Origin of the sequence: Amycolatopsis sp. FDAARGOS 1241, assembly GCF_016889705.1 — a bacterium.
In the GTDB taxonomy this organism is placed as follows: Bacteria; Actinomycetota; Actinomycetes; order Mycobacteriales; family Pseudonocardiaceae; genus Amycolatopsis.
The window spans coordinates 7,546,919-7,568,778 of the sequence record NZ_CP069526.1; the positions used below are offsets into that span (position 1 = coordinate 7,546,919).

Below are 21,860 nucleotides of genomic sequence, written 5' to 3' on the forward strand. Positions count from 1 at the left end.
TTTCAGTGGGCGCGGATGGTCTCCCACGAGATCACACCGACCTCGTCGGCCCACCGTTGCCAGGCCGTGGCGAGCTCCGCGACCAGCGCGGGCCGGCCGGCCGCGAGGTCGTGCTGCTCGGCCCGATCCGCGACGAGGTCGTAGAGCTCCCACGGCCCGCTGGTCTCGCGCACGATCTTCCAGCGGCCGCGGCGCACGGCGGCGTTGCCGATGTGCTCCCAGAACAGGGTGTGCTCGCCGTGCCCGGGGTCGCCGCGCCATTCCGGCAGCATCGACGTTCCCGGCCCCGCCGGTGCCGCGAGCCCGGCCGCGTCGAGCAGGGTCGGCAGCACGTCGGTCAGCTGGTGGGGCGTGTCGACGACGGTCCCGTTCGCCAGGGCACCGGCGGGCCAGGAGACGAGGACCGGGGTCGCGATCCCGCCCTCGTGCACCCACCGCTTGTAGAGCCGGAACGGGGTGTTGGACAGGTTCGCCCACGCGCGGCCGTAGCTGGCGAAGGTGTCTGCGGCGCCCGGCGCGATGTCCGGCTCGTTGCCGATCCGCATCGGCGCGCCGTCGACGGTGTGCGAGGGCTGGCGTTCGCGGAACTTCGGGGCGTCGAAGGGCGGCAGGTCCTCGGCGCTGGCGCCGTTGTCGGACAGGAACACCACCAACGTGTCGTCCGCGACACCGGCTTCCTCCACAGTGGACAGCACGTGGCCGACGGCCCGGTCCATCGCCGTCACCTGCGCCGCATACACGCTCATCCGTCGGGCTTGCCACTCCTGGTGCTCGGTGTCCACCCAGGCCGGTTCGCCGGCATCACGAGGGCTCAGGACCGCGTCGCCGCCGACGAGCCCTTCGGCGGCCAGGCGTTCGAACCGCCGCTGCCGCAGGGTGTCCCAGCCCTCGTCGTAGCGGCCTTCGTAGCGGCGGACGTCTTCCGCCGGCGCGTGCAGCGGCCAGTGCGGCGCGGTGAACGCGAGATAGAGGAAAAATGGTGTGCCCGCGCCGGCCTGGCGGGCGACGAAGTCCGCCGCGTGCCGGCCGACGGCGTCGGTGAAGTAGTAGCCGTCGCCGGGGATGGGCTGGCGTTCCTCGCCGGTGTAGAGCGCGCGCGGGTGGAAGTAGTCGCCCGCGCCGCCGAGGATGCCGTGGAACTCGTCGAACCCGCGACGGGTCGGCCAGGTCTCGTCGGGCACCTCGGTCTGGGCCGACAGGTGCCACTTGCCCGACAGGCAGGTCGCGTACCCGGCCTCGCGGAACCGCTCGGCCACGGTCGGCACCGCCGGGTCCAGCGAGCCCGGGTAGCCCCACGGCCGCTGGTCGTCGTTCAGGATGCCGACTCCGGTCTCGTGCGGGTGCCGCCCGGTGAGCAGGCTCGCCCGTGAAGGTGAGCATCGCGCCGTGTTGTAGAACGCCGACATCCGGACGCCTTCGCGGCCGAGCCGGTCGAGGTGCGGAGTGTCGATTTCGCCGCCGTAGCAGCCGAGGTCGGAGAAGCCGAGGTCGTCGGCGAGGATCAGGACGACGTTGGTCACCGAGCCGCCCGCCCGACGTGGACGCCTGCCTCGATCTCCTCGAGCGTGCGGCCCTTCGTCTCCGGCACCCAGGCCAGCACGAACAGGCACGAGACCACGCCCATCACCGCGAAGACGGCGAACGCGGTGCCACTGCCGGCGGCCAGCAGGCTCGGGAAAACCAGCGAGAGAGTGAAAATGGACGCGAAGTTGAAGATCTCGGCGAAACCGAGCGCCGAACCGCGCACGCTGAGCGGCAGGATTTCCGACGCCACGATGCGCGTCCCCGTGCCCCACGACAGCGAATAAGTCGCCTTGAACACCGTGAGGCAGGCGATGGCGAGGAACGGCCGCGCCGACGACGAGGCGTTCGTGAGCATGCTCGACCTGTTCCCGACCTTCTGTGAAGCGACCGGCATCGCCGTGCCCGCCGGTCTCGACGGCCGGTCGCTGCTGCCGCTCCTGCGTGGCGAGCCGGACACCGGCCGCGAGCGCGTGTTCACGGTGTTCCACGAGACCTCGGCCAAGCAGCGCTTCGAAATGCGCTGCACCCAGGACGCGCGCTTCGGCTACGTCTGGAACGCGTGGTCGGACGGACGTGCTTACCGCGCCGAGAACATGGAGGGCCTGACGTGGCCGGCGATGGTCGCCGCCGCCGATCCGGCCGTCGCCGAACGCGTCGCGTTCTACACGACCCGCGCGCCCGAGGAGCTGTACGACCTCGTCGCCGATCCCGACTGCTTGCACAACCTGGCCGCGCAACCGGCGTTCGCGGACGAGCTGGGCGCGTGCCGCCGATACGTCGCCGGGTGGCTCGCCGAGACCGGTGATCCGCTGGAAAGCCGTTACCTGGCCCAGGAAAGCGCGTCGAGCGGCGAGAACTCACGGTCGACGGGGGCGGCGTAGAAGAACTGTTCGAGTGCGGTGGCCGCCGCGCCGACCGTGCCCGCGTTGTCCCCGAAACTCGTGCGCCGCACCTGGAAGGATTCACGCAACAAAGGGAAAACGCGTTCGCGGGTCGCGGTCGCGAGGTCGCCGAGGAACACATCGGACGCGTTCGCGAGCATGCCGCCGACGACGATCAGCTCGGGATTGAAGAGGTTGACGACGTTGGCGAGCCCGGTCGCGAGGTCGCCGAGGTACTGCGCACGCACGCCCGTGAGCGCCGGATCCGCGATCGCCGCCCGGTCGATCGCCGACAGCGGCGCCTGACCGGCCCCCTCGTGTCCGACCGCGGCCAGCCGCCGCGCGAGCGCGGGTTCGGAAGCGACGGTTTCTAGGCAACCGTGGGCACCGCACGCGCACAGCTCACCGTCACCGACGAGCTGCAGGTGTCCGAGCTCGCTCACGCCGTGGCGCCCGCCGGCGAACAGCCGACCGCGCAGGACCAGCCCCAGTCCGACGCCGGTCCGGGCGTGCACGAACGCGATGTCGCGCCCGCTCTGCCCGAACCGGTTCTCCGCCAGTGCCATGCTCTGCACGTTGTGCTCGACGGTCGCCGGCCGGCCGCAGACCCGTTCGAGGATCTCCGCCATCGGCACGTCGCGCCAGCCCAGGTTCACGGACATGAGGTTCACCCGCCGCACGGCGTCGACCGGCCCGGGCGCGCCGACGCCGAGCGCGATGACCTCGTTGGCCGCCGTCTCGAGCAGCTCGGCGCGCACACGCTCCGCGACGTCGGTCATGACCTGCTCCGCGTCGCTGTCTTCCGAGAAGGTGAACTGGATCGTCCGCTGGGTGGCGCCGACGGCGTCGACAAGTGCGGCCTGCACGGTGCCGACGCCGATCTGGATGCCGCACACCGCGACCGCGTCGGGCACCAGCCGCAGCCCGATGGCCGGGCGCCCGATCCGCGGCTCGGCGCCGCTGCCGGTTTCCTCGACGTACCCGCTCGCGATCAGCGGGGTCACCGCCTTCGTGACGGTCGTCGGCGAAAGCCCGGTGATCTCCGAGAGCCGGCTGCGCGACAGTCCGGGCTGCGTTCGCAGCAGTCGCAGGACGAGACCCCCGTACTTCCCCTCCACCACGGGCGCTGGGCCTGAAAGCGAGTTCGAACTGCCGGTCACGGAGCGCACGAGGACATATTACACAGGAGCCGGAGTTAGTGCATCGAGTGGAGAAAGTGGTCGGGGCTCCTCGCTGACGCATCGACGCGCTGATGGATCGGTGAGCACGCGGCGGAACGCTACGCTGCGTACGTGGGTTCACGGATCACGCTCAAGGACGTCGCGGCGCGAGCCGGGGTTTCGCGGGCCACGGCGTCCCTGGTCGTGCGCGGTGCGGGCCGGGTCTCGGAGGCGACGCGCAAGCGCGTGTTCGACACCATGGACGAGCTCGGCTACGTGTACCACCGCGGCGCCGCCGCCCTGCGCAGCCAGCGGACCGACGTCGTCGGCGTGCTGGTCACCGACATCTCCAACCCGTTCTTCGCGGAGATGACGCTCGGGCTCGAGGCCGAGCTGGACACCCGCGGGTTCGTGTCGCTGCTGACCAACACGCTCGACGACCCGCGCCGCCAGGAGCACCTGCTCACCGCGCTGCGCGAGCACCAGGTGGCGGGGCTGGTCGTGGTGCCCACGCAGGGCACCGGCGCAGGCCTGATCGACAAGCTCGAAGCCTGGGGTGTCACCTACGTGCTGGCCACCCGCTACCTCGAAGACCGCACCACGCACTACGTCGGGCCCGACGACGTGCGTGGCGGTGAGCTGGCCGCGACCCACCTGATCGAGCGCGGCTGCCGGACGCTGGCCTACCTCGGTGGTCCGGTCCACGCGGTCGCGCGCCGCGACCGCGTGCGCGGGGTGCGCGCGGCGGCGGCCGGGAAGGCCGAGGTGCTCGACCTTCCCGGGGAGACCAGCGGCCGCGGCGGCCGGGAGATTGCGCGACAGCTGACCGAGGTACCCGACGGCGTCATCTGCCACAGCGACGTCGTCGCGTTCGGTGTCTACCGTGAGCTGCGCGACCGGGGCGCGGCGGAACCGCTCGTGGTCGGCTTCGACGGCGTCGCCGAGGGCGAGCTGTGGGAACCGCCGCTCACGAGCGTCTCGGCCCATCCGCGTGAGCTCGGACGGCAAGCGGCCGAGCTCCTCACCCGGCAGCTCACCGACCCCTCCGACGCCCCTGAGGTCGTGCTGATCGAACCGCAGCTGGTGGTTCGCCGCTCGACGGAGGGATCCCCGCCTCAGCGTGCGAGCTGAACCGCGGCCTGTTCGACGTCCTCCAGGCTCTTGCCCGCGCCCGTTTCGGGCAGCAGTTTCGCGACGAACACCACCGCGATGATCCCGACCACGGCGAAGATGCCGAAGCTCAGCGCCGCGCTCGTCGCGAGGATCGTCGGGAAGAACTGGTTCACCACGAAGTTCGCGAACCACTGCAGCACCAGCACGAGACCCGAGGCGCTGCCGCGGATCGCCGACGGGAACAGCTCGGACACGACCACTCGCACCAGCACGCCCCAGGCGAAGGCGAACGACGACAGGAACACGATCATCCCGACGAGCGTGGCGTAGGCACCGGCCGCCGACGGACCGGACTGCAGCAGCGTGAAAACGGCGAGGAACACCTGCGCCACCGTCATCCCGATCGCACCCCACAGCAGCAGCCGCCGCCGGGGAATCCGGTCCACCAAGGCGATGCCGAGGATGGTGAACACCACGTTGGCCACGCCGATGCTGATGTTCGCGGTCACGGCCGCGGTCTGCCCGAAACCGGCGTGCGCGAGCGTCGTCGGGGCGTAGTAGACGATCGAGTTCGTGCCGACGGTCTGCGCGAGCACGGCCAGCACGATCCCGGCGGCCGTGCTGCGCCGCAGCGCGGGGGAGAACATCTCCCGCAGCACGTCACCGGTGCTGCGCCGGTTGCCGTTCGCCGTGGTGACGACCCGGTGCAGCTCCTGCAGTTCCGCGTCCGCGGTACCGCCGCGCCCCAGACGGCCCAGAGCCGTCCGGGCGTCGCCGTCGCGACCTTGCTGCACGAGCCAGCGCGGGCTTTCCGGCGCGAAGAACAGCGCGCACACGATGAGGACCGACGGGATCAGCGTGAACCCGAGCATGAGCCGCCACTGGCCCGACGCGTCGAGCGAGTAGCCGACGAGGTAGGCGAGCATGATGCCGAGCACCACCATCATCTGGCCGAGCGCACCGATCTTGCCGCGGTGACGCGTCGGCGCGATCTCGATCAGGTACACCGACACGACCACAGCGGACGAGCCCACGCCCAGCCCCATGATCAGCCGGCCCAGCACGAGGATCGCCACCGACGGAGCCAGTGCCGCGACCAGACCACCGACGCCGAAGATTGCGCCGACCAGCAGCAGGGTCGGGCGGCGGCCGTGGCGGTCCGACAGCCGGCCGGCGAAGCCGACGCCGATCGCGGCGCCGAGCAGGAGCGAGCTCACCACGAGCCCCTGCGTCGCCGGGGTCAGCGGGAACTCCTTCTTGATCGACAGCATCGCCGTGCCGATGATGCCGGTGTCGTAACCGAAGAGGAGCTCGGCGAACGCACCGATGAGGTAGATGCCCCACGGCGCTCTGGCCGGTGCGGCGGTGGTTCCGGTCATGTGAGTACGTCCTTGTCTCTCATGTTCTCGCGCGGGCGGGGATTCACGAAGGGTCTTCGGGGCGCAGGTGCGGCAGTAGTGGCAGTGCGTCGACTTCGCGGCTGCGCGGCCCAGGCACGGGTGAGCCGCCGGTCAGGACCGGGTCGTCGGTCGCGACGAGCCGCTCGTCCAGCAGGTGCGCGTACTGGGCCAGCACGTCGGCGTACGCCGGGTCGCCGGCGACGTTCGTGAGCTCGTCGGGGTCTTTGCGGCGGTCGTAGAGCTCTTCGGCCGGGCGAGGCGCGAGGTGTGCGTCGCCCATCCCCCGCCGGGTCGGGCTGCTCTCGAGGTCGAGCGACAGCGTCAGGAGAGGTCCCGGCCGGAAGTTGCGGATGTAGGTGAATTCGCGCGAGCGCACGGCGCGCATCGGGTCATAGCTGTCGTGGTAGCTCTTGCCCGGGTAGAGCACACGATCGGGATCGCCGGTTCCCCCGTGCAGCAAGGGAACCAGGCTCGTGCCTTCGAGCTCCGGCGCGGGCGCGCCCCCGGCCACGTCGAGCAGGGTCGGCACGAGGTCGAGGTGGGACACGACGTCGGTGACCCGCCGCGGCGCGACGGCCCACGAACGCGGCGGGCGAACCAGCAGGGTCACGCCGGTGCCGGCGTCGTAGAGCGTGCTCTTCGCGCGCGGGAATGCCGCCCCGTGGTCGGTGGTGAAGATCACCATCGTGGTCTCGGGGTCGAGCGTCGCGTCGATCGTGCGCAGCAGCGCGCCCATCGCGTCGTCGAGCTGGCGGATCGAGCCGTGGAACGCGGCGATGTCTTCGCGGGTGTGCTCGTTGTCGGACAGGAAGTCCGGCACGTCGACCTGCGCCGGATCAGCGGGCACGTAGTCCTCTGCGGGCCACGGGCGGTGGACCTCCCACACCCCGACGGTCAGGAAGAGCGGCTTGCGCTCGGCCCGGTCCGGACACGCGCGCAGCCAGCCGGCCGCCGCGTCCGCGACCTGGTGCGCGCGGGGCAGGAACCCGAGCCCGCCGACCTCGTCGAAGCCGAGCACGGTCGGGTCGGCGTGCTCGTGCTGCAGCCCGATGAGCACCGAGTGGTAGCCGAGCGGCCGCAGCCGTTCGGGCGCGGTCACCACGTCGTGGCGGTAGCGCCACCCGTGGTGCGCCAGGCCTTCGACTCCGTTGCGGTGCGGCGAGATTCCCGTGAACAGAGCCGCGCGAGCCGGTGAGCAGAGCGGCGCGGCGGCGTGGGCGTTGTCGAACACCACGGCGCTCTCCGCGAAGGCGGCCAGGTTCGGGCTCGGCACGTGCGGCATGCCGTAGACCGAGAGCCACCGCCCCAGGTCGTGGCCGTGGACGAGGACGACGTCCGGGGCGTCCGCCTTCTGCTCAGGCACGCAAGCTCCTCCGAAGTGACACTTGGTAGATCGATCTACCTACGCTAGATCGATCTACCATAGCTCTGGCCGATGCGTTCGACAAGCACTCCGCAACGTGGCCGAAGTCGTCACACACCGTGTCGACCCTCGACTTGACGGACTACGTTTGCCCATGTCAACCTCTGCGAGATCGATCTACCACCGGTGGTCGCGCAGCGTGGTCACGCCGCGACCGGAACGGGAAGAGGCAGCGTGCGCGCGATTGTCCTGATGTTCGACACCCTCAACCGCCGGCACCTCGAGCCCTACGGCTCGACGGAGGGCCGGACGCCGAACTTCACCCGTCTCGCGCAGCACTCCACGCGCTTCACCCACTGCTACGCCGGCAGCATGCCCTGCATGCCCGCACGCCGGGAACTGCACACCGGGCGCTACAACTTCCTGCACCGGTCATGGGGGCCGTTGGAGCCGTTCGATGATTCGGCGCCGCAACTGTTGCGCGGTGCGGGCGTCTACACGCACCTGGTCACCGATCACTACCACTACTGGGAAGACGGCGGGCTCACCTACCACAACCGGTTCGACTCCTACGAGTTCTTCCGCGGCCAGGAGGGCGACGGCTGGAAGGGCCACGTCGCCGACCCGGTCACGCCGGACACGATCAACGCGAAAAACCCGCGAACGCGCCGAAACTGGGTGAGCCGCGAGTACCAGCAGACCGAAGACCTGCACTCGCAGACGCTCACGGTCGACGCCGGTCTCGAGTTCCTGGGCCGCAACCACACCGAAGACGACTGGCTGCTGCAGATCGAGTGCTTCGACCCGCACGAGCCGTTCTTCACCTACGACAAGTACCTGGAGCTGTTCGAAAGCGGGTACGCGGGCCGCCACTTCGACTGGCCTGCTTACAAAAAGGTCGTCGAGAGCGACGCGGAAGCCGAGCACCTGCGCCACAGCTACCTGGCGCTGCTGGCGATGTGCGACCACTCCCTCGGCCGCGTGCTCGATTTCCTCGACGAGCACGACATGTGGCGCGACACGATGCTCGTGGTCTGCACCGACCACGGCTTCCTGCTCGGCGAGCACGGCTGGTGGGGCAAGAGCGTGCAACCGTGGTACGACGAGAACATCCACACTCCCCTGTTCGTCTGGGACCCGCGTCATCCGGCCGCCGGCGAAACCCGGGCCAGTCTGGTCCAGACCATCGACTTGGCGCCGACGCTGCTGGAATACTTCGGCTTGGAGCCGACGCCGGACATGCAGGGGCGGCCGCTGGCCTCCGTGCTGGCCGAAGATCACGCGATCCACGAGGGCGCGTTGTTCGGCTCTGCGGGCGGGCACGTCAACGTCACCGACGGCCGGTACGTCTACCTGCGCAACACCGTGAACCCGGACAACCGGCCGCTGTTCGACTACACGCTGATGCCGACCCACATGCACGCCCCGTTCTCGCCGGCCGAACTGCGCGACGCGGAACTCGTCGACGGATTCGGCTTCACCAAGGGCGTGCCGGTGCTGAGGGTTCCCGGGTGGACGTTCGGCAACCCGTACCCGTTCGGCACGATGCTGTTCGACCTCGAGACCGACCCGGGGCAGCAGTCGCCGCTGAGCGACCCCACACTCGAGCTGCGCATGATCGAGCTCCTGGTGAAGCTGATGCGTGAAACCGAGGCACCGGCCGAGCAGTACCAGCGCCTCGGGCTGCCCGCGACCGGCCCCGTCACCGAGGAGCACCTGCTCGCCGACGCGCAACGCGACCTCGTCGACGCCGCCGCGCGCCCGCCCGTGCGCCGCGCGGACCTCTCCCCCGACGCGCTCGTCGCCACGGTCCCGATCCGCGAGCTGTTCCGCGTTCCCAAGGCCCGCGCGGCGATCCTGCCGGTGCTGCCACGGCTCGACACCCCGACCGGGCGGACGATGCTGGTGCACCTCACCGTCGTCGACGTCGCGGCCATGCACCCGGACCTCGACCCAGCCGCGGTGTACGAACTGGAGGAAACACTGAGCGGGCTCTGCGGGGTGCGCGCTACTTGAGCTCGATGTCCGCCCACAGCGGGAGGTCCGCGACCGAGGTACCCACCGCGACGGTGAACCCGCTCGGTTCGTAGTGCCAGCCGCCGGGTTGCCAGTCCGCGAAAGCGCGGGCGGGCAGCGTCACCGTGACCGGCACGGATTCGCCCGGTGCCGCCTCGACGGTGGTGAACCCGGCGAGCCAGCGGACCGGCCGGTCGACCGCGGAGTCCGGGCGCGCCAGGTAGACCTGCACGACCTGCTTGCCCGCCCGAGCGCCCGTGTTGGTCGCGGTGAGCTCGACCTCCGCGGTGCCACCGGCGGACACCGCCGGGCTGACGCGCAGACCGTCGAGCGACCAGGTCGTGTAGCCGAGCCCGAAACCGAAGGGGTACGCGGGTTCCCGGCCGGACTTGAGCCAGGCGCGGTAACCGACGTGGATGCCTTCGGTGTAACGCAGGGCATCGTCGACCGGGGTTACGTCGAGCACGGGGACGTCCATCGTGGCCGGCCAGGTCGTGGGCAGGCGGCCGCCGGGTTCGCGCGCGCCGAGCAGCACGTCGGCGAGGGCGTGACCCATTTCCTGGCCACCGAAGTAGGGTACGAGCACCGCCGCGACGTCCGCGCGCCATGGCAGCAGCACCGGCGAGCCGGAGTTCACGACGACGACCGTCGGGGTACCGGTGGCGGCGACGGCGCGGACGAGGGTGTCCTGGTGACCGGGCAGGGCGAGGTCGGTGCGGTCGTGGCCTTCCGACTCGACGGCGGAGTTGGTGCCCACCACGATGATCGCGAGGTCCGCGCACGACGCCGTGTCGGCGGCCTCGGCGAGCAACTCCGCGGGGTCGACGTCGGGCGGGGCGAGCCCGATCGTGAGCCCGAACGCGTAGCCGAGGCTGCCTTCGCCGGGCACGCGATCGAACAGGAGCCGCACGGCCACGGGCCGGCCGGCTTCGACCGTGACGGGCGCGGCCGCCGACCGTGGTGACAGGACGGCCGCGCCGGGGTCCGCGCCTGCATCGGCGGTGCCATCGAGGTGGAGCTCGCCGTCGAGGTCGATCCGCGCGTGGCCGGCGGCCGCGAACCCCAGCCGGACCGGGCACGACGCGCCCGGCGTCCAGGTGGTCGTGAGCTCAACCGCTGCGGCTTCGTCCGTCGGGGCGTCGCCGCCCAGGTACACGAGCGACGCGGCCCGGCGGTCTTCGCGGTACAGCTCGGCGCCGTCGCGGTCGAGGAACCGCACGAGCAGGCCCGGCTCCCCCGTCTCCGGGTGCGTGATCTCCTCCGGGGCGAACGGCGCGACCCCCTCCTGCACGACCGCGCCCAGTGCGTAGTTCACTTCGACATCCGGGAGCGCCGCGCGCAAGCCGTCGAGCGGGGACACGACGTGGTCCGGGATGACGGTCGCCGAACCACCGCCCTGCGTGCGGGCCAGTGCCGCGTTGTGGCCGAGGACCGCGACCCGGGTCAGGTTCGCGGTGGCCAGCGGCAGGATGCCGTTGTTGGCCAGCAGCACCGTGCCCGCCGCGGCGACCTCGCGGGCGAACGCGACGCTGGCGACCGCCGGCGAGCATGAGGACCACCATGATCCACAGGAACACCGTCTGGATGCCGAGCACGTCGGCCAGCTGCCCGGCGCCGAGTGAGAACAGGGCCCAGCCCACGGTCTCGAAGATGGTCAGCCAGATGGCGAACGCCTGCCCACGCAGCTCCGGCAGCACCACGGCCGCGACGATCGGCCGGTTCACCGGCGGGTTCACGCCCTGGCCGAGCCCCATCAGCGCCCAGAACACGCAGTAGGTGCCGATGCTCCCGTCCTGGAACCGCGTGCCGAAGAACGCGGCCGCGGCGAAGAGCACCTGCGCGATCTGCAGGTAGTAGATGCGACCGCGGGCCGGGAGGACCTCGTCGAGCAGCCGCACGACGAAGATCGAGATGAGCAGGTGCCCGGACAGCAGGCGCGAGAGCATCATCAGCGCGAAGGTCGGGATGCGGAACAGCGACAGGACTGACTGTGCGGTCACTTTCGTCTTGATCCTGTCCTTCGTGGACAGATCGGCGAGCTCGCTCTCCGCGGCGCCGACTCCGGGGTCGGTGAAGAACAAGGCCACCATGAGCCCCGACACGACGCAGATCGTGCCGATCGTCCACATGCCGTAGCGCCGGCCGTCGGTCAGGCCCGTGAACAGCGCGAGCACGGGGCCGAGGAACGCGGCGATCGAGTTGACCGCGCCGTAGAGGTACCCGGCCGCCAAGCTCGTACACCGTGGCTCCCGACTGGTAGCCGTCGATCAGCTGCTCGATCTCCCCGGAACCGAGCTGCCGCGCGCGACCAGGTAGGTCCCGCCTGGCTGACGGTGGCTCGGGCTGTCAAAGCCGGGAAGCTTCTCCCGAAGCTCTCCCAGGGCCGTGACCTGGTCTTTTGTGTTTGAGTAAGGCCCCCTAACCTCCACCGAACGACAAACCCGTTGGCCTGGATATGGATCCAGGTCAGCGAGTTTTTTCGTAGTGCACACCGTGGTCCACTGTGGAACTCGGTGAAGTTACCGGGCAGTCGCCGAAGCCGAACTGGAGGCACTGTAGATCCACCACCCGGCGGCGTCGCGAAGGCAAGCAGCGCACCGGAACCCGTTCAGGCGGTCTGGATCGAGTTCGGCGCGGGCCCCGCGCGGATTCGCGGTCGGCGGGCGTGCGCCCGGCCGATCGGCAGGCGCACGCCCGCCGGTGTTTCCGCTGCGTCGCCCGCGAAAGCGGCTGCGCTCGGATCGGCTCAAGCTCGCGGACCCGGCGGGTGACCACCGTGGGAGTCAGGGCCTTCGTGGTCGCGCCGACCGGGACTTCGACCTCCGGTCGCAGCCGGCCGTCCTCAATGGACCGCGCGCAGCGGGCGAGGCCGCGCGGCGCCCGGTAAGTGGCGGCGACGCGCGTGATCGCTCCGCCGGGCTGGGCTGTTCGATGCGCATCGCCCGACCGCGCCAAGGCAGTCGTGGTTGCAGGAGTTCGTCGCAGGGGAATGCGGGCCGGGTTCAAGCGTCCGGCCGTCCCAGCGCGCTCAGATCGTGGTGGCGATCAGCGCTGGTCGAGCTGGGCGCGCAGGTCGTGGATCGTGTTCTCGGCGTCGGCGAGCTGGTCCTGCAGGCCGATGATGCGGGCGGCGGCGAGGGCGTGGCCTTCGTCGAGTTGTTCGCGCAGCCGGACGAGGGTGAGCCGGCGGCGGGAGTAGCGGCGATGCCCGCCGTCCGAACGCGGGGGGCGGACCAGGTCCGCGGTGTCCAGGCTGCGCAGGAACGCTTCCTGCACGCCCAGCATCTTCGCGGTCTGCCCGGTGGTGAAGGCCGGGTAGTCCTGGTCGTCGAGGTTGCCCAGATCAGCCACGCACACCTCCTTCGCGGGTGGAACGCACGCCAGTCGCTACAGATTATCTGCGGCGGGCGCTTGACACAACTTGCAGTGTGCGCTATAGAAATGGAGAGGCGGTACATGACCTGGTGTCGAACACGACGATGTTGCCGGGGAGTGATCGACGATGCCGGACGCCACCCGTCACGCGGCGGTGACCAGCGGGTTCGCCGAGCTGGTCTGCGCCGATGCGGCCTGGCTGCGCGCGGAGTTCGACGCGATCATCGCCGCCAACTTCGGAGCTCTCGCGCCACCTCCAGCACGGCCGCGGCCTGGGTCCGCGGGCCCGCAGCAGCCCGGCCGCACGCCCCGCGCAGCTGCCACCGGCGACCGGCCGCCCGGCGTGACACCGGTGCTGCGAGCTGGTCATCGGCAGCGTTCCCCTCCGCTGCCCGGTTCGCCTGTGCAATCAGCGAATACAACGGCGACCTCGAAAGGCAGGTGATGCCCACTCCTGGAGCCCGTCAGTTCGCCGGCGAGGATGCCTGCTTCGCCAGACGGCCGAGAGACCCCGACAGCGGTCCCGGCCCGGATCCAGCGGCGCACCCTCACGCCACCGAGCCGGCCCGACTACGGCCGGGGCGGGCACCGGGAACGCTCGCACACGCAACCCACCGAACTGGTTCCGGCCGCCGCCAGGGTGGCGGCGGCCGGAGTTCGACGAGCACACCAGACCAGCGGTACAGGCTGCCGAATCGCCGCCGGCCACCAGCACGCCGGTGGCGCGCAGGGAAGGAGCAAAGGAGGCGGAAGGTCATGTTGATGCGGACTGACCCGTTCCGGGAGCTGGACCGGCTGACCCAGCAGTTCTTCGGTGCCAACGGCACCACGGCGCGCCCGGCGGTCATGCCGATGGACGCCTACCGGTCCGGCAATGAATACGTGGTGCAGTTCGACCTGCCCGGTGTCGCGCCGGACTCCATCGACCTTGACGTGGAGCGCAACGTGCTCACCGTCAAGGCCGAACGCAGCCCGGACTACGACGAGGGCGCCGAGGTACAGGTGTCCGAACGACCCCGCGGGGTGTTCTCCCGCCAGCTGTTCCTGGGCGACACCCTCGACGCGGACAACATCGAAGCGCGTTACGACGCGGGTGTGTTGACGCTGCGGGTACCGATCGCCGAGCAGGCCAAGCCGCGCAAGATCGCGATCAGCGGCGGGGGCGAGGCCAAGCAGATCAAGGCGTGAGCGCCCCGAACCCCGGCTCGGCCGATTCGCGGCCCCACCCAGCGCGGCCTCGACCGCTTCGGGCGGGGCCGGCGTCGTCTTCGCCGCAGGGACCCGAGCCCTCTGCCGCGCCACGACCAGTGCGCACAACCCGAAGGGAGAACCGGTCATGCTCGACGAAGCCCCTACCCACGATGTCGCCGACCAGCAGCGCCCGGCCCGCCCCGAACCCTTCGACGACGAGCAGGTTCCGCGTGGCATCGGGGATTCGCTGGACGCCGATCCTGCTGATGTCGCCGACCAACACCGCGACGCACCCGTAATCGACGACGGCGAACCCTGGCCCTGATCCGGCGCCCCGTGCCGGGGCGAGCACAGCACGAGGAGAAGCGGAAGCGATGGGCACCACCCGACGCCGGCCGGCCACGATCGCGACCACCATGGCCGCGACAGCCCGAGAGCTTCGGCTCACGATCCGCGCGGCCGACCCGGCCCAGCCACCTGGCGTGGCGCAGCTGCGGGAGGCCGGCCGGCAGCCGGCGGACCTGGTGGCTCTGCCGGCCGAGCACCCCGGCCACCGCACCCAGCGCCCCGGGCGGCTCCGCCGGCTCGACGACGCGCCGGCCACACCTCCTCTGGGCTGCCGAGAACTGGCCACCCCGCGGCACGTCCTCAACAGCGCCCACAGAGCCGCGCGCGACTACTGCACCGAGATCCGCGGCTCACCGCAGCTGTACCCGGTCCGCTTCAGCCTGCGACATGAACACGCCTCACCCCCGGGCCCGCCCAATCCCTACGCGGTGCTCGGCCTGTCCCCCAACGGCGGCGCCGCCGAGATCACGGCCGCCTACCGGCGCGCGGTCCGCGACTGCCACCCCGACGCCCCGCACCCGGACCGCGACCGGCTCGCGGCCGTGATCGCCGCCTACCGCCAGCTCCGCGACCACCCCGCACGGCAGGCCACCGACGAACCGCGCCGGCACCCCACCCACGGCCGCGATGTTCCTGTGCGCGTGCACCCCCGCACCACGCCTCCGGCGCCAGACGTGCGCGCCGGCCCCGTCCATCGCCACCCCGATCGAACTTGATCGAGCTTCGAGTCCTCGCAGGCCATGACCGTTCCGTGCTGCACCGGCGCTGACCTGCGATGTGCCGGGACCAGCGCCGATCATCCGCCGTCGTACGCCAGCTGCTCGGCGCACGCAGGTGGCGAGGCCGTCACGTTGTGCGGAGCCGCCCGGGCCGTTCCCACGCGGCGGCGATCGGCTACGCGTGTGCGCCACGCCGATCGTTGCTGGGGGCGCTGTGAGCCGTCAGTCAGCCGGGGATGGTGCGGGGGTCGTGGCCGTAGGTGTTGCGCTCACCGATCCGGCCGTCCTTGGTGCGGATGAAATGCTCGACCTTGCGCTCGCGGGCCATGTCCCGGCCCTTGCCGACGGCCGCTTCCTTCGAGTCGTGGATGTTCGCGGCCCGGCTGCTGCCTTCGACCTTGTTCTTCCACTGGCCACCCTGGAAATAGGTCTCGATGTCGCCCGTCATCGGTCGGTCTCCTTCCCTGCCGGGCGCGCCTCAGCCGGGTGAATACCCGTTCTGCGCTGCCGGGACACGGTGATTGGTGACCGCCGCGCTCAGCGCGGGTCCGGGCGGCGGGCGGGCGCTCATAGTGCAGATGTACTACACTGGTGGTTCGGTCAAGCAGCCGGCCGTACCTGACCTTCCCGCACTCCGGGCAGCAGTTGTTGCGTGGCCGCACGATCGCCTCGATCCCCCTCAGCGTTGTACCTAGGGTGTGGCCAACGAAAGTGGGCCACCATGACCAGCACCATCGCCGACTTCCGCCCGAGCACACTGGCCCAGCCGCATCCGTTGCAGCTGGGCACCCAGCGCCCCACCGATGACACCGTGATCGTGCGGGTCGATGGCGACATCGACGGCGACACCGCACCCCGGCTGCACGAAATGCTGCAGGAACGCGTCCACGGCACGATCGGCACGCTGGTGATCGATCTGACCGCGGTGACCTTCCTGAGCTCGAAGGGGCTGCGCACGCTGGAGCTGGCCTACCTCCTGGCGGTGGAACGCGGCATCGCCTGCACCCTGCGCCCACCGATGTCCGCGGCCGTGCAGCGCATCCTCACCCTGTTCCCGATGCGGTTCACCAAGGCCATCGCCGCACCGCAGTCCTGACCCACAGGCCGGCCTCACTGTCGTCGGCCTGGAGGTGAGGCCGCAGCCGCTGGACCTGCGGCCTCCCGGTGGGTGAAAGCCGGCGGGGACTCGTTCAGGCGGCCGGACGTCAGGCCTGGGAAAGGTACTCCAGAGCTGCCGACAGCAGCGGCCGGTGACCCTCGTACAGCTTGCCCCCGGCACTCTCGATCGCTGCTGTCAGTGCCTGCAGGCTGGTGAACGGGTACCACGCGGCTTCGGCGGCGTCGTCACCCGCTGAGGCCGTGACTGGTTCCTCCAGCCGGTAGAGAGCCACCGTGCTCGATGCCCACGCGTGATCGGTGTTCCGCCAATCCTCCACGTAGGCCCGGGTCAGAATCACCGGGTCGAAACCGGCGAGGTCCACATTGGTCTCTTCGTGCAGCTCGCGCGCCAGCGCGTGCGGCGCGGTTTCGCCGGGGTCGACCATGCCGCCCGGAATGGCCCATTCCCGGCAGTCGTCGCGCAGGATGAGGAGCACCTGCGGCTGTGCAACGCCGGCCACGACGATCGGGTCCACCGCCTGGTTCTCGCCCCATTTCCCGAGGTACCGCCCAGTCCTGCCGGTGCGGCCGGTGGGGTTCAGCGGCCGCCCCCGGTCATCGAGCCGGTACGGCACCAGCGCAGCAGCCTGGCGGTCAGCCCAGTCCGGGACCTCGTCCGGTGTCGCGTAGGGATCGGCCCAACCCTCGCGCACACTCCGTTCCAGGCCGGCGCCCCGCAGGTCCGCGGGAGTGATGTCCACGGGGAGATATCCCGGCCACGGCGTCGACCACGAGCGCATGGCATCCGGCACCCGCGCGCCGGCGCGGTCTGCCGAGCTGCTGCTGCCGGTCGCCCACAACTCGGCCGGCCCTGGCTCACCGAGGTCGTCGCGGCGGCGCTGCGCGGTGGTCGGGGGCACCCCCATGGCCGCCGCCAGCTGACTGTCGGAGCCGCCGTCGCGTGTGTGCGCCCGGATGCCGGCGGCACGCACACCCTCCAGGTGCTCCATCAGCCCGCAGACGTCGCGGAGCAACCGTTCGTCCCACGCCGGCCCGGCACCGATCGGACCGTTGTCGACGTCATCCGCGTTGCCCGGGGACTGGATGGCGCGCCCGCGTCGCAGCACGGCCAACCCCGCCAGGACCGTGTCCAGCGCCTCCGCCATTTCCGCCGCGTCGGTTCCCAGCGCGGCAACCTCGTCCTCGGTCAGTGACAGCACCAAATCCAGGCCGCCACATCGCGCCTCGGCACCCTCGCGGTAGGTGAACATCGCTTCCCACCTCCAAGCCGGGTCGCGCACGAGCCAACGTACGAAAGATGTGCGCACGCCGACAAGGGGCGGCACCTCCGGCCCGATCGGCACCCACCGCTCACGCGGGCAAGCCAAGTAAACGTTTGTCACCGCCTCGCCTCGCGGATGCCGGGTTTTCCGACGCCCTTCACCACCGCCGTCTTCAGTCGGTCCGGCCTGTTTTCGGCGAACGAGCAGAGGGAGACATTCCAAATGGAAGGACTCACCCGGCGGCGGTTCCTGGGCTCGGCGGCCGCGACAGTGGGCCTGGCCGGCTTGGCACAGCTGCCCTCCTCGATGCGGAAGGCACTCGCCGGCCCGGCGCGGGACCTGGCGCACCTGCGCGAGATCGAGCGCGTCGTGATCCTCACCCAGGAGAACCGCTCCTTCGACCACTACTTCGGCGCGATGTCCGGAGTCCGCGGATTCGACGATCCGAACCCCCAGGTGCTGACCACCGGACGCTCGGTCTTCCACCAGCCGGACGCGCTCAACCCGGACGGGTACGTGCTGCCGTTCCACCTGGACACGACCAAGACCAACGCCGCCGCCATCCACGACCCCGACCACGGCTGGCCCTCGCAGCACAAGGCCTGGAACGGCGGCGCGATGGACGGCTGGGTTCCCGCACAACGGGCGAGAGTCGGCGACTTCGGCCCGCTGACCATGGGCTACTACACCCGCGACGACATCCCGCTGCACTACGCGCTGGCCGACGCGTTCACCATCTGCGACCACTACCACTGCTCCGTGATGGGCCCGACGTGGCCCAACCGGCTCCACACCATGACCGGCACGATCGACCCGACCGGGGCGCACGGCGGCCCGAACGTCGCGACGAACGTGCTGCCCCCGAGCGGCGGGTTCACGTGGACCACCTACGCCGAGCGCCTCCAGGCGGCCGGGATCAGCTGGCGCAGCTACCAGTCCCACGTCTTCGGGGACGGCCCCGAGCTGGGCTGGTTCCGGCAGTTCCAGACCGCGCCCGTGGGCTCCCCGCTCTACGAGAACGGCATGAAGCTGCGGTCGAAGACCGCGGTCATGGACGACATCCGCAGCGGCACCCTGCCGCAGGTGTCGTGGGTCCAGTCGGAGGCCGACGAGCACCCGAGCGGCCTGCCCGCGGCCGGCGCCGCGTTCATCTACGACCTCCTCGACGCGCTCGCCTCCACTCCGGAGGTCTGGAACAAGACCGTCTTGTTCATCACCTACGACGAGAACGGTGGCTTCTTCGACCACGTCACCCCACCGACACCCCCGCCGGGCACGCCCGGGGAGTACCTGGCCGGGCCCCTGCCCTCGCAGGCGGGTGGCATCGCCGGCCCGATCGGCCTGGGTTTCCGCGTCCCCACGTTCGTCATCTCCCCGTGGAGCCGGGGTGGCTGGGTCGCCGGCGAGACGTTCGACCACACCTCGCTCCTGCGTTTCCTCGAAGCGCGGTTCGGCGTCCCCGAGCCGAACATCAGCGCCTGGCGGCGGCAGACCGTCGGCGACCTCACCTCGACCCTGCGCTTCCCTCGCCGCGACGTACCGTTCCCCACGCTGCCCGACCCGGCGCCCGTGCTGGCACAGCAGAAACAGGAAGCCGCCACGCTGCCGGCCCCGTCCGTACCGACCGCGCAGTCCGTACCCCATCAGGAGCCCGGCTCACGTCCGCGCCTGTGAAGCCGCGCGAAGGCTGACGCGCTGCGGCTGGTCAGCGCTCTTGTGGGTGGGGAATCCCAGTGTGGCCGCGATTCCCCATCCACAAGCGGAGCCGAGCGCCACCAGCAAGGAGCACCGCTCAGCGGGGCGGGGTGCCGGTGGTGGTGAGCTCGATGTGCCGGGCCACGGAGACGACCTGGTCGCCGAAGCGCTGGTAGAACCGTGCGAGCAAAGCCACAGCCAAGGCATCGGCCGGGTTCTCGCCCCAGTTCGACGCCGTGATCAGCCCGAGGATCTCGTCGTGCAGGTCGTCGACGGCGGAGTCGGCGCTGTCCAGCTCGGCGGACATCCCGTCGACCGGGTCCGCCAGCAGCGCGGTGAGCCGATCGGCCATGGCGGCGGTGAGTTCACCCAGCCGGCCGAACCTGTCCAACAGCACAGCGGGAGCAGCCGGACGCGGCTGTTGGGACCGGACGGTCTCGGCGATACGGGCAGCCAGGTCACCCATGCGCTCGACGGTGTCGGCGCAGTACCCGATCGCACGCACGAGCCGCAGTTGCGGGGCCCCCGGAGCCGGCGACGCCAGCAGCGCCTGCGCCCGCTCCTGACACCTCGCGCGCCGCGCGTCCAGCTCGGCGTCCCGGGCGATGACCTGCTCGGCCAGCGCCAGGTCCGCGGTCAGCAGCGCCGTCGTGGCGTCCCGCATCGCCTGCGCCGCGAACAGGCACATCTCCTCCAGCGCCATGCCGAGCCGCGCCAGCTCCTCGGCGAATGGGTCCCGCACGAACCTCAACGTAACGCCGGGCACCGCAGCCGGCGGGCCGCGGTGAGCGACAGGTTTTGCAGCATCACGGATCCGGCTCGCCGTCCGGTGCCGCTGGGCGAGGGCAGTGCAGACCAGAGCAGTGGGCGAGCACAGCGGCACGCCCGAGCAAGTGCCCGGCCTCTGCTACCTCTGCGACCGGATCGTGGCCGTCGGCATCGTGCGGCACGGCTTCGTGCCCGGCTCGTCGGCCATCCACACCTACGCGACCGATTTCGGCAGCGCGCGGACGGTCAGCGGGTGCGACGACGAGCACCCGCAGCAGCTGGCCGGGCAGTGCACCCGCCGGTTCGTCGACGCTGAGCGGTTCGTGGGTGACGGCCGCGGAGCGGCTCAGGGTTTGCGGGCAACTCCGCCGACCATGATCCGCTGGGCGATGTTCGGGGGCCGCAGCAGCGGTCCGTCCGGCCACCAGTCGATCAGCGGCACGATCTCCGGGGTCCGGTCCGGCCCGGGAGAGATGAGTTCGGCCTCGTGGAACAGCTCGCGAATCTCGGCCTTCGTGCGGGCGATCACGCCCTTCAGCGAGCCTGACCTCAGGACCTCCTGAAGTTCCGCGATGGCCTGGTCGTCGCCGGATCCGTCGCTCGGGTCGACGAGGTGGGAGATGACGACGTACGAGCCCGAGGGCAACCGCTTCACGAATTCGGCCGTGACCTCGGCGGGCCGGCCGCGGTCGCCCTTGTGGTGGTGCAGGGTGGCGACGAACAGGACCGCGATCGGCTGGTCCCAGTTCAGGTGCGTTCGCACGGTTTCGTTGTCGAGGATGCTCTCCGGCTCGAAGATGTCGGCCTCGACGTAGCGCGTGCGGTCGTTGTCTTCCAGCAACGCGCGGCCGTTCGCGGCGACGATCGGGTCGTAGTCGGTGTAGACCACCTTCGACTCGGGGTTGATCCGCTGGACCACCTGGTGCACGTTTTCCGCGGTCGGCAGCCCCGACCCGCAGTCGAGAAACTGGGTGATGCCCGCGTTGGTCGCGAGGAACCGGCACACCCGGATCAAGAACGCGCGGTTCTCCCGTGTCGCGTCGGCGATCTCAGGCATCGTGACCATGATGCTCTCGGCCACCTTGCGGTCCGCCTCGTAGTGGTCCTTCCCGCCGAGCAGGTAGTCGTAGACGCGGGCGACGCTGGCCCGCGTCGGATCCACCCCGGGAGGAGCGTTCAGCTCATCCGACACAGGACACCATCCTCCTCGGAATCGTGGCTACCGCCGCACACAGTGTAGTCATTGGTCCGGACGTCAGCACTCCGGATCGCCCGTAGACCACATGAGGAGAACGAGTCGCGGTGACGGCCGGTGGTGACGGCTCCTCGTCATGCGCAAGCTCCCTTCAGCCCGGCCACAGCGCGTGGAAAGTCAGACAGGCCGCCTGCGCTCATGGGCATAATCGGTCGCATGGACTCCGAACAGCTGCGCGCGACCCAGGCCCCGTTGAAGGACAAGTACCGCGACGAACCGGAGAGCGCGCTCGTCACGCTGCACGCCGACGCCGAACTGGACGGCCTCGGCATCTCCTGCAAGGTCGAGACCGGCCGCGCGATCGTCGAGGCCGGGCTGCACCCGGCGACCGGCGGCGACGGCACCCTCGCCTGCTCCGGTGACATGCTGCTCGAAGCGCTCGTCGCCTGCGCCGGCGTGACGCTGCGGGCAGTGGCGACCTCGCTGGGCCTCGAAGTCCGGGGCGGCCGCGTCCGGGCCGAGGGCGACCTCGACTTCCGCGGCACGCTGGCCGTCGCGAAGGACGCCCCGGTGGGGTTCCGCGCGATCCGGCTGTCGTTCGACCTCGACACCGACGCCGACGCCGACCAGCTCGCGACGCTGAAGAAGCTGACCGAACGCTACTGCGTCGTGTTCCAGTCGCTGCGGACGCCGCCGGAGTTCGCCGTGACGCTGGCGGCGGGCTGAACCGT

General features: G+C 70.7%; 21 protein-coding genes and 1 pseudogene. 9 read left to right on the plus strand and 13 right to left on the minus strand.

Annotation, left to right across the window (positions count from 1 at the left end; all coding sequences use genetic code 11):
* Window positions 1-2: 2 nt before the first annotated feature.
* Complete coding sequence (locus tag I6J71_RS36690; protein WP_204091051.1) at window positions 3-1,520, minus strand: arylsulfatase; 1,518 nt, start codon at window positions 1,518-1,520, stop codon at window positions 3-5.
* Entirely contained in the window at window positions 1,517-1,879 is a 363-nt protein-coding gene (locus I6J71_RS36695) for an MFS transporter (protein WP_204091052.1), read from the minus strand. The genes I6J71_RS36690 and I6J71_RS36695 overlap by 4 nt, the downstream gene beginning before the upstream one ends.
* Between I6J71_RS36695 and I6J71_RS36700 the strand changes: the two genes are divergently transcribed.
* Window positions 1,872-2,405: a hypothetical protein gene (locus I6J71_RS36700; protein ID WP_204091053.1), complete on the plus strand. Its 534-nt coding sequence runs from the start codon at window positions 1,872-1,874 to the stop codon at window positions 2,403-2,405. The two genes, I6J71_RS36695 and I6J71_RS36700, sit on opposite strands and share 8 nt — an antisense overlap.
* On the opposite strand, the gene I6J71_RS36705 is transcribed toward I6J71_RS36700, so the two are convergent.
* On the minus strand, window positions 2,345-3,574 hold the full coding sequence (locus I6J71_RS36705; RefSeq protein WP_204091054.1) for an ROK family transcriptional regulator: 1,230 nt from the start codon (window positions 3,572-3,574) through the stop codon (window positions 2,345-2,347). The two genes, I6J71_RS36700 and I6J71_RS36705, sit on opposite strands and share 61 nt — an antisense overlap.
* A gap of 123 nt (window positions 3,575-3,697) precedes the next feature.
* On the opposite strand from I6J71_RS36705, the gene I6J71_RS36710 reads away from it, so the two are divergent.
* On the plus strand, window positions 3,698-4,696 hold the full coding sequence (locus tag I6J71_RS36710) for a LacI family DNA-binding transcriptional regulator (RefSeq protein WP_204091055.1): 999 nt from the start codon (window positions 3,698-3,700) through the stop codon (window positions 4,694-4,696).
* On the opposite strand, the gene I6J71_RS36715 is transcribed toward I6J71_RS36710, so the two are convergent.
* Window positions 4,681-6,057 (minus strand): sugar porter family MFS transporter, encoded by a 1,377-nt coding sequence (locus tag I6J71_RS36715; protein ID WP_204091056.1) that lies wholly within the window; start codon window positions 6,055-6,057, stop codon window positions 4,681-4,683. The two genes, I6J71_RS36710 and I6J71_RS36715, sit on opposite strands and share 16 nt — an antisense overlap.
* Before the next feature lie 43 nt (window positions 6,058-6,100).
* Complete coding sequence (locus I6J71_RS36720; protein WP_204091057.1) at window positions 6,101-7,441, minus strand: sulfatase; 1,341 nt, start codon at window positions 7,439-7,441, stop codon at window positions 6,101-6,103.
* 234 nt (window positions 7,442-7,675) lie between these two features.
* On the opposite strand from I6J71_RS36720, the gene I6J71_RS36725 reads away from it, so the two are divergent.
* On the plus strand, window positions 7,676-9,457 hold the full coding sequence (locus I6J71_RS36725) for a sulfatase (protein WP_204091058.1): 1,782 nt from the start codon (window positions 7,676-7,678) through the stop codon (window positions 9,455-9,457).
* On the opposite strand, the gene I6J71_RS36730 is transcribed toward I6J71_RS36725, so the two are convergent.
* From I6J71_RS36730 to I6J71_RS36745, 4 genes and pseudogenes are all read right to left on the minus strand, one after another.
* A complete protein-coding gene (locus tag I6J71_RS36730; protein WP_204091059.1) occupies window positions 9,450-10,949 on the minus strand; it encodes a glycoside hydrolase family 3 C-terminal domain-containing protein in 1,500 nt (499 codons plus the stop codon). The two genes, I6J71_RS36725 and I6J71_RS36730, sit on opposite strands and share 8 nt — an antisense overlap.
* A 106-nt stretch (window positions 10,950-11,055) precedes the next feature.
* A pseudogene (locus I6J71_RS51350) lies at window positions 11,056-11,586 on the minus strand (hypothetical protein); the annotation flags it as partial.
* 337 nt (window positions 11,587-11,923) lie between these two features.
* Complete coding sequence (locus I6J71_RS51355; RefSeq protein ID WP_204091061.1) at window positions 11,924-12,463, minus strand: alpha-L-rhamnosidase C-terminal domain-containing protein; 540 nt, start codon at window positions 12,461-12,463, stop codon at window positions 11,924-11,926.
* 39 nt (window positions 12,464-12,502) lie between these two features.
* Complete coding sequence (locus I6J71_RS36745; protein ID WP_204091062.1) at window positions 12,503-12,808, minus strand: MerR family transcriptional regulator; 306 nt, start codon at window positions 12,806-12,808, stop codon at window positions 12,503-12,505.
* Between the two features lie 780 nt (window positions 12,809-13,588).
* Between I6J71_RS36745 and I6J71_RS36750 the strand changes: the two genes are divergently transcribed.
* From I6J71_RS36750 to I6J71_RS36760, 3 genes are all read left to right on the plus strand, one after another.
* The gene (locus I6J71_RS36750; RefSeq protein WP_204091063.1) at window positions 13,589-14,020 is read left to right on the plus strand and encodes an Hsp20/alpha crystallin family protein; all 432 of its coding nucleotides are present in this window, start codon (window positions 13,589-13,591) and stop codon (window positions 14,018-14,020) included.
* Window positions 14,021-14,168: 148 nt separating this feature from the next.
* Window positions 14,169-14,348, plus strand: a complete 180-nt coding sequence (locus tag I6J71_RS36755) for a hypothetical protein (protein ID WP_204091064.1) — start codon at window positions 14,169-14,171, stop codon at window positions 14,346-14,348.
* A 49-nt stretch (window positions 14,349-14,397) separates the two neighbouring features.
* Entirely contained in the window at window positions 14,398-15,087 is a 690-nt protein-coding gene (locus I6J71_RS36760) for a J domain-containing protein (protein WP_204091065.1), read from the plus strand.
* Between the two features lie 229 nt (window positions 15,088-15,316).
* Here the strand turns inward: I6J71_RS36760 and I6J71_RS36765 are convergent, their stop codons facing one another.
* The gene (locus tag I6J71_RS36765) at window positions 15,317-15,538 is read right to left on the minus strand and encodes a DUF2188 domain-containing protein (RefSeq protein WP_204091066.1); all 222 of its coding nucleotides are present in this window, start codon (window positions 15,536-15,538) and stop codon (window positions 15,317-15,319) included.
* A 273-nt stretch (window positions 15,539-15,811) separates the two neighbouring features.
* Between I6J71_RS36765 and I6J71_RS36770 the strand changes: the two genes are divergently transcribed.
* Window positions 15,812-16,186 carry an STAS domain-containing protein gene (locus I6J71_RS36770; protein WP_204091067.1) on the plus strand — a complete coding sequence of 125 codons (375 nt, stop codon included), beginning with the start codon at window positions 15,812-15,814 and terminating at the stop codon, window positions 16,184-16,186.
* A gap of 109 nt (window positions 16,187-16,295) precedes the next feature.
* On the opposite strand, the gene I6J71_RS36775 is transcribed toward I6J71_RS36770, so the two are convergent.
* A complete protein-coding gene (locus tag I6J71_RS36775) occupies window positions 16,296-17,459 on the minus strand; it encodes an NUDIX domain-containing protein (protein ID WP_204091068.1) in 1,164 nt (387 codons plus the stop codon).
* 234 nt (window positions 17,460-17,693) lie between these two features.
* Between I6J71_RS36775 and I6J71_RS36780 the strand changes: the two genes are divergently transcribed.
* The gene (locus I6J71_RS36780; protein ID WP_204091069.1) at window positions 17,694-19,145 is read left to right on the plus strand and encodes an alkaline phosphatase family protein; all 1,452 of its coding nucleotides are present in this window, start codon (window positions 17,694-17,696) and stop codon (window positions 19,143-19,145) included.
* Window positions 19,146-19,263: 118 nt separating this feature from the next.
* Here the strand turns inward: I6J71_RS36780 and I6J71_RS36785 are convergent, their stop codons facing one another.
* On the minus strand, window positions 19,264-19,908 hold the full coding sequence (locus I6J71_RS36785) for a PhoU domain-containing protein (RefSeq protein ID WP_239154116.1): 645 nt from the start codon (window positions 19,906-19,908) through the stop codon (window positions 19,264-19,266).
* Between the two features lie 372 nt (window positions 19,909-20,280).
* Window positions 20,281-21,126, minus strand: coding sequence for an SAM-dependent methyltransferase (locus tag I6J71_RS36790; RefSeq protein ID WP_204091070.1), 846 nt, complete (start codon window positions 21,124-21,126; stop codon window positions 20,281-20,283).
* A 219-nt stretch (window positions 21,127-21,345) separates the two neighbouring features.
* Here I6J71_RS36790 and I6J71_RS36795 point away from each other — a divergent pair, with 219 nt between their 5' ends.
* Window positions 21,346-21,855 carry an OsmC family protein gene (locus tag I6J71_RS36795; RefSeq protein ID WP_204091071.1) on the plus strand — a complete coding sequence of 170 codons (510 nt, stop codon included), beginning with the start codon at window positions 21,346-21,348 and terminating at the stop codon, window positions 21,853-21,855.
* Window positions 21,856-21,860: the final 5 nt, after the last annotated feature.

Bases quoted from the DNA above. Each gene is read 5' to 3' on its own strand.
- I6J71_RS36755 (WP_204091064.1), top strand. From the start codon at position 14,169: ATGCTCGACGAAGCCCCTACCCACGATGTCGCCGACCAGCAGCGCCCG.
- I6J71_RS36765 (WP_204091066.1), bottom strand. From the start codon at position 15,538: ATGACGGGCGACATCGAGACCTATTTCCAGGGTGGCCAGTGGAAGAAC.
- I6J71_RS36760 (WP_204091065.1), top strand. From the start codon at position 14,398: ATGGGCACCACCCGACGCCGGCCGGCCACGATCGCGACCACCATGGCC.
- I6J71_RS36795 (WP_204091071.1), top strand. From the start codon at position 21,346: ATGGACTCCGAACAGCTGCGCGCGACCCAGGCCCCGTTGAAGGACAAG.
- I6J71_RS36775 (WP_204091068.1), bottom strand. From the start codon at position 17,459: ATGTTCACCTACCGCGAGGGTGCCGAGGCGCGATGTGGCGGCCTGGAT.
- I6J71_RS36780 (WP_204091069.1), top strand. From the start codon at position 17,694: ATGGAAGGACTCACCCGGCGGCGGTTCCTGGGCTCGGCGGCCGCGACA.
- I6J71_RS36770 (WP_204091067.1), top strand. From the start codon at position 15,812: ATGACCAGCACCATCGCCGACTTCCGCCCGAGCACACTGGCCCAGCCG.
- I6J71_RS36750 (WP_204091063.1), top strand. From the start codon at position 13,589: ATGTTGATGCGGACTGACCCGTTCCGGGAGCTGGACCGGCTGACCCAG.
- I6J71_RS36695 (WP_204091052.1), bottom strand. From the start codon at position 1,879: ATGCTCACGAACGCCTCGTCGTCGGCGCGGCCGTTCCTCGCCATCGCC.
- I6J71_RS36715 (WP_204091056.1), bottom strand. From the start codon at position 6,057: ATGACCGGAACCACCGCCGCACCGGCCAGAGCGCCGTGGGGCATCTAC.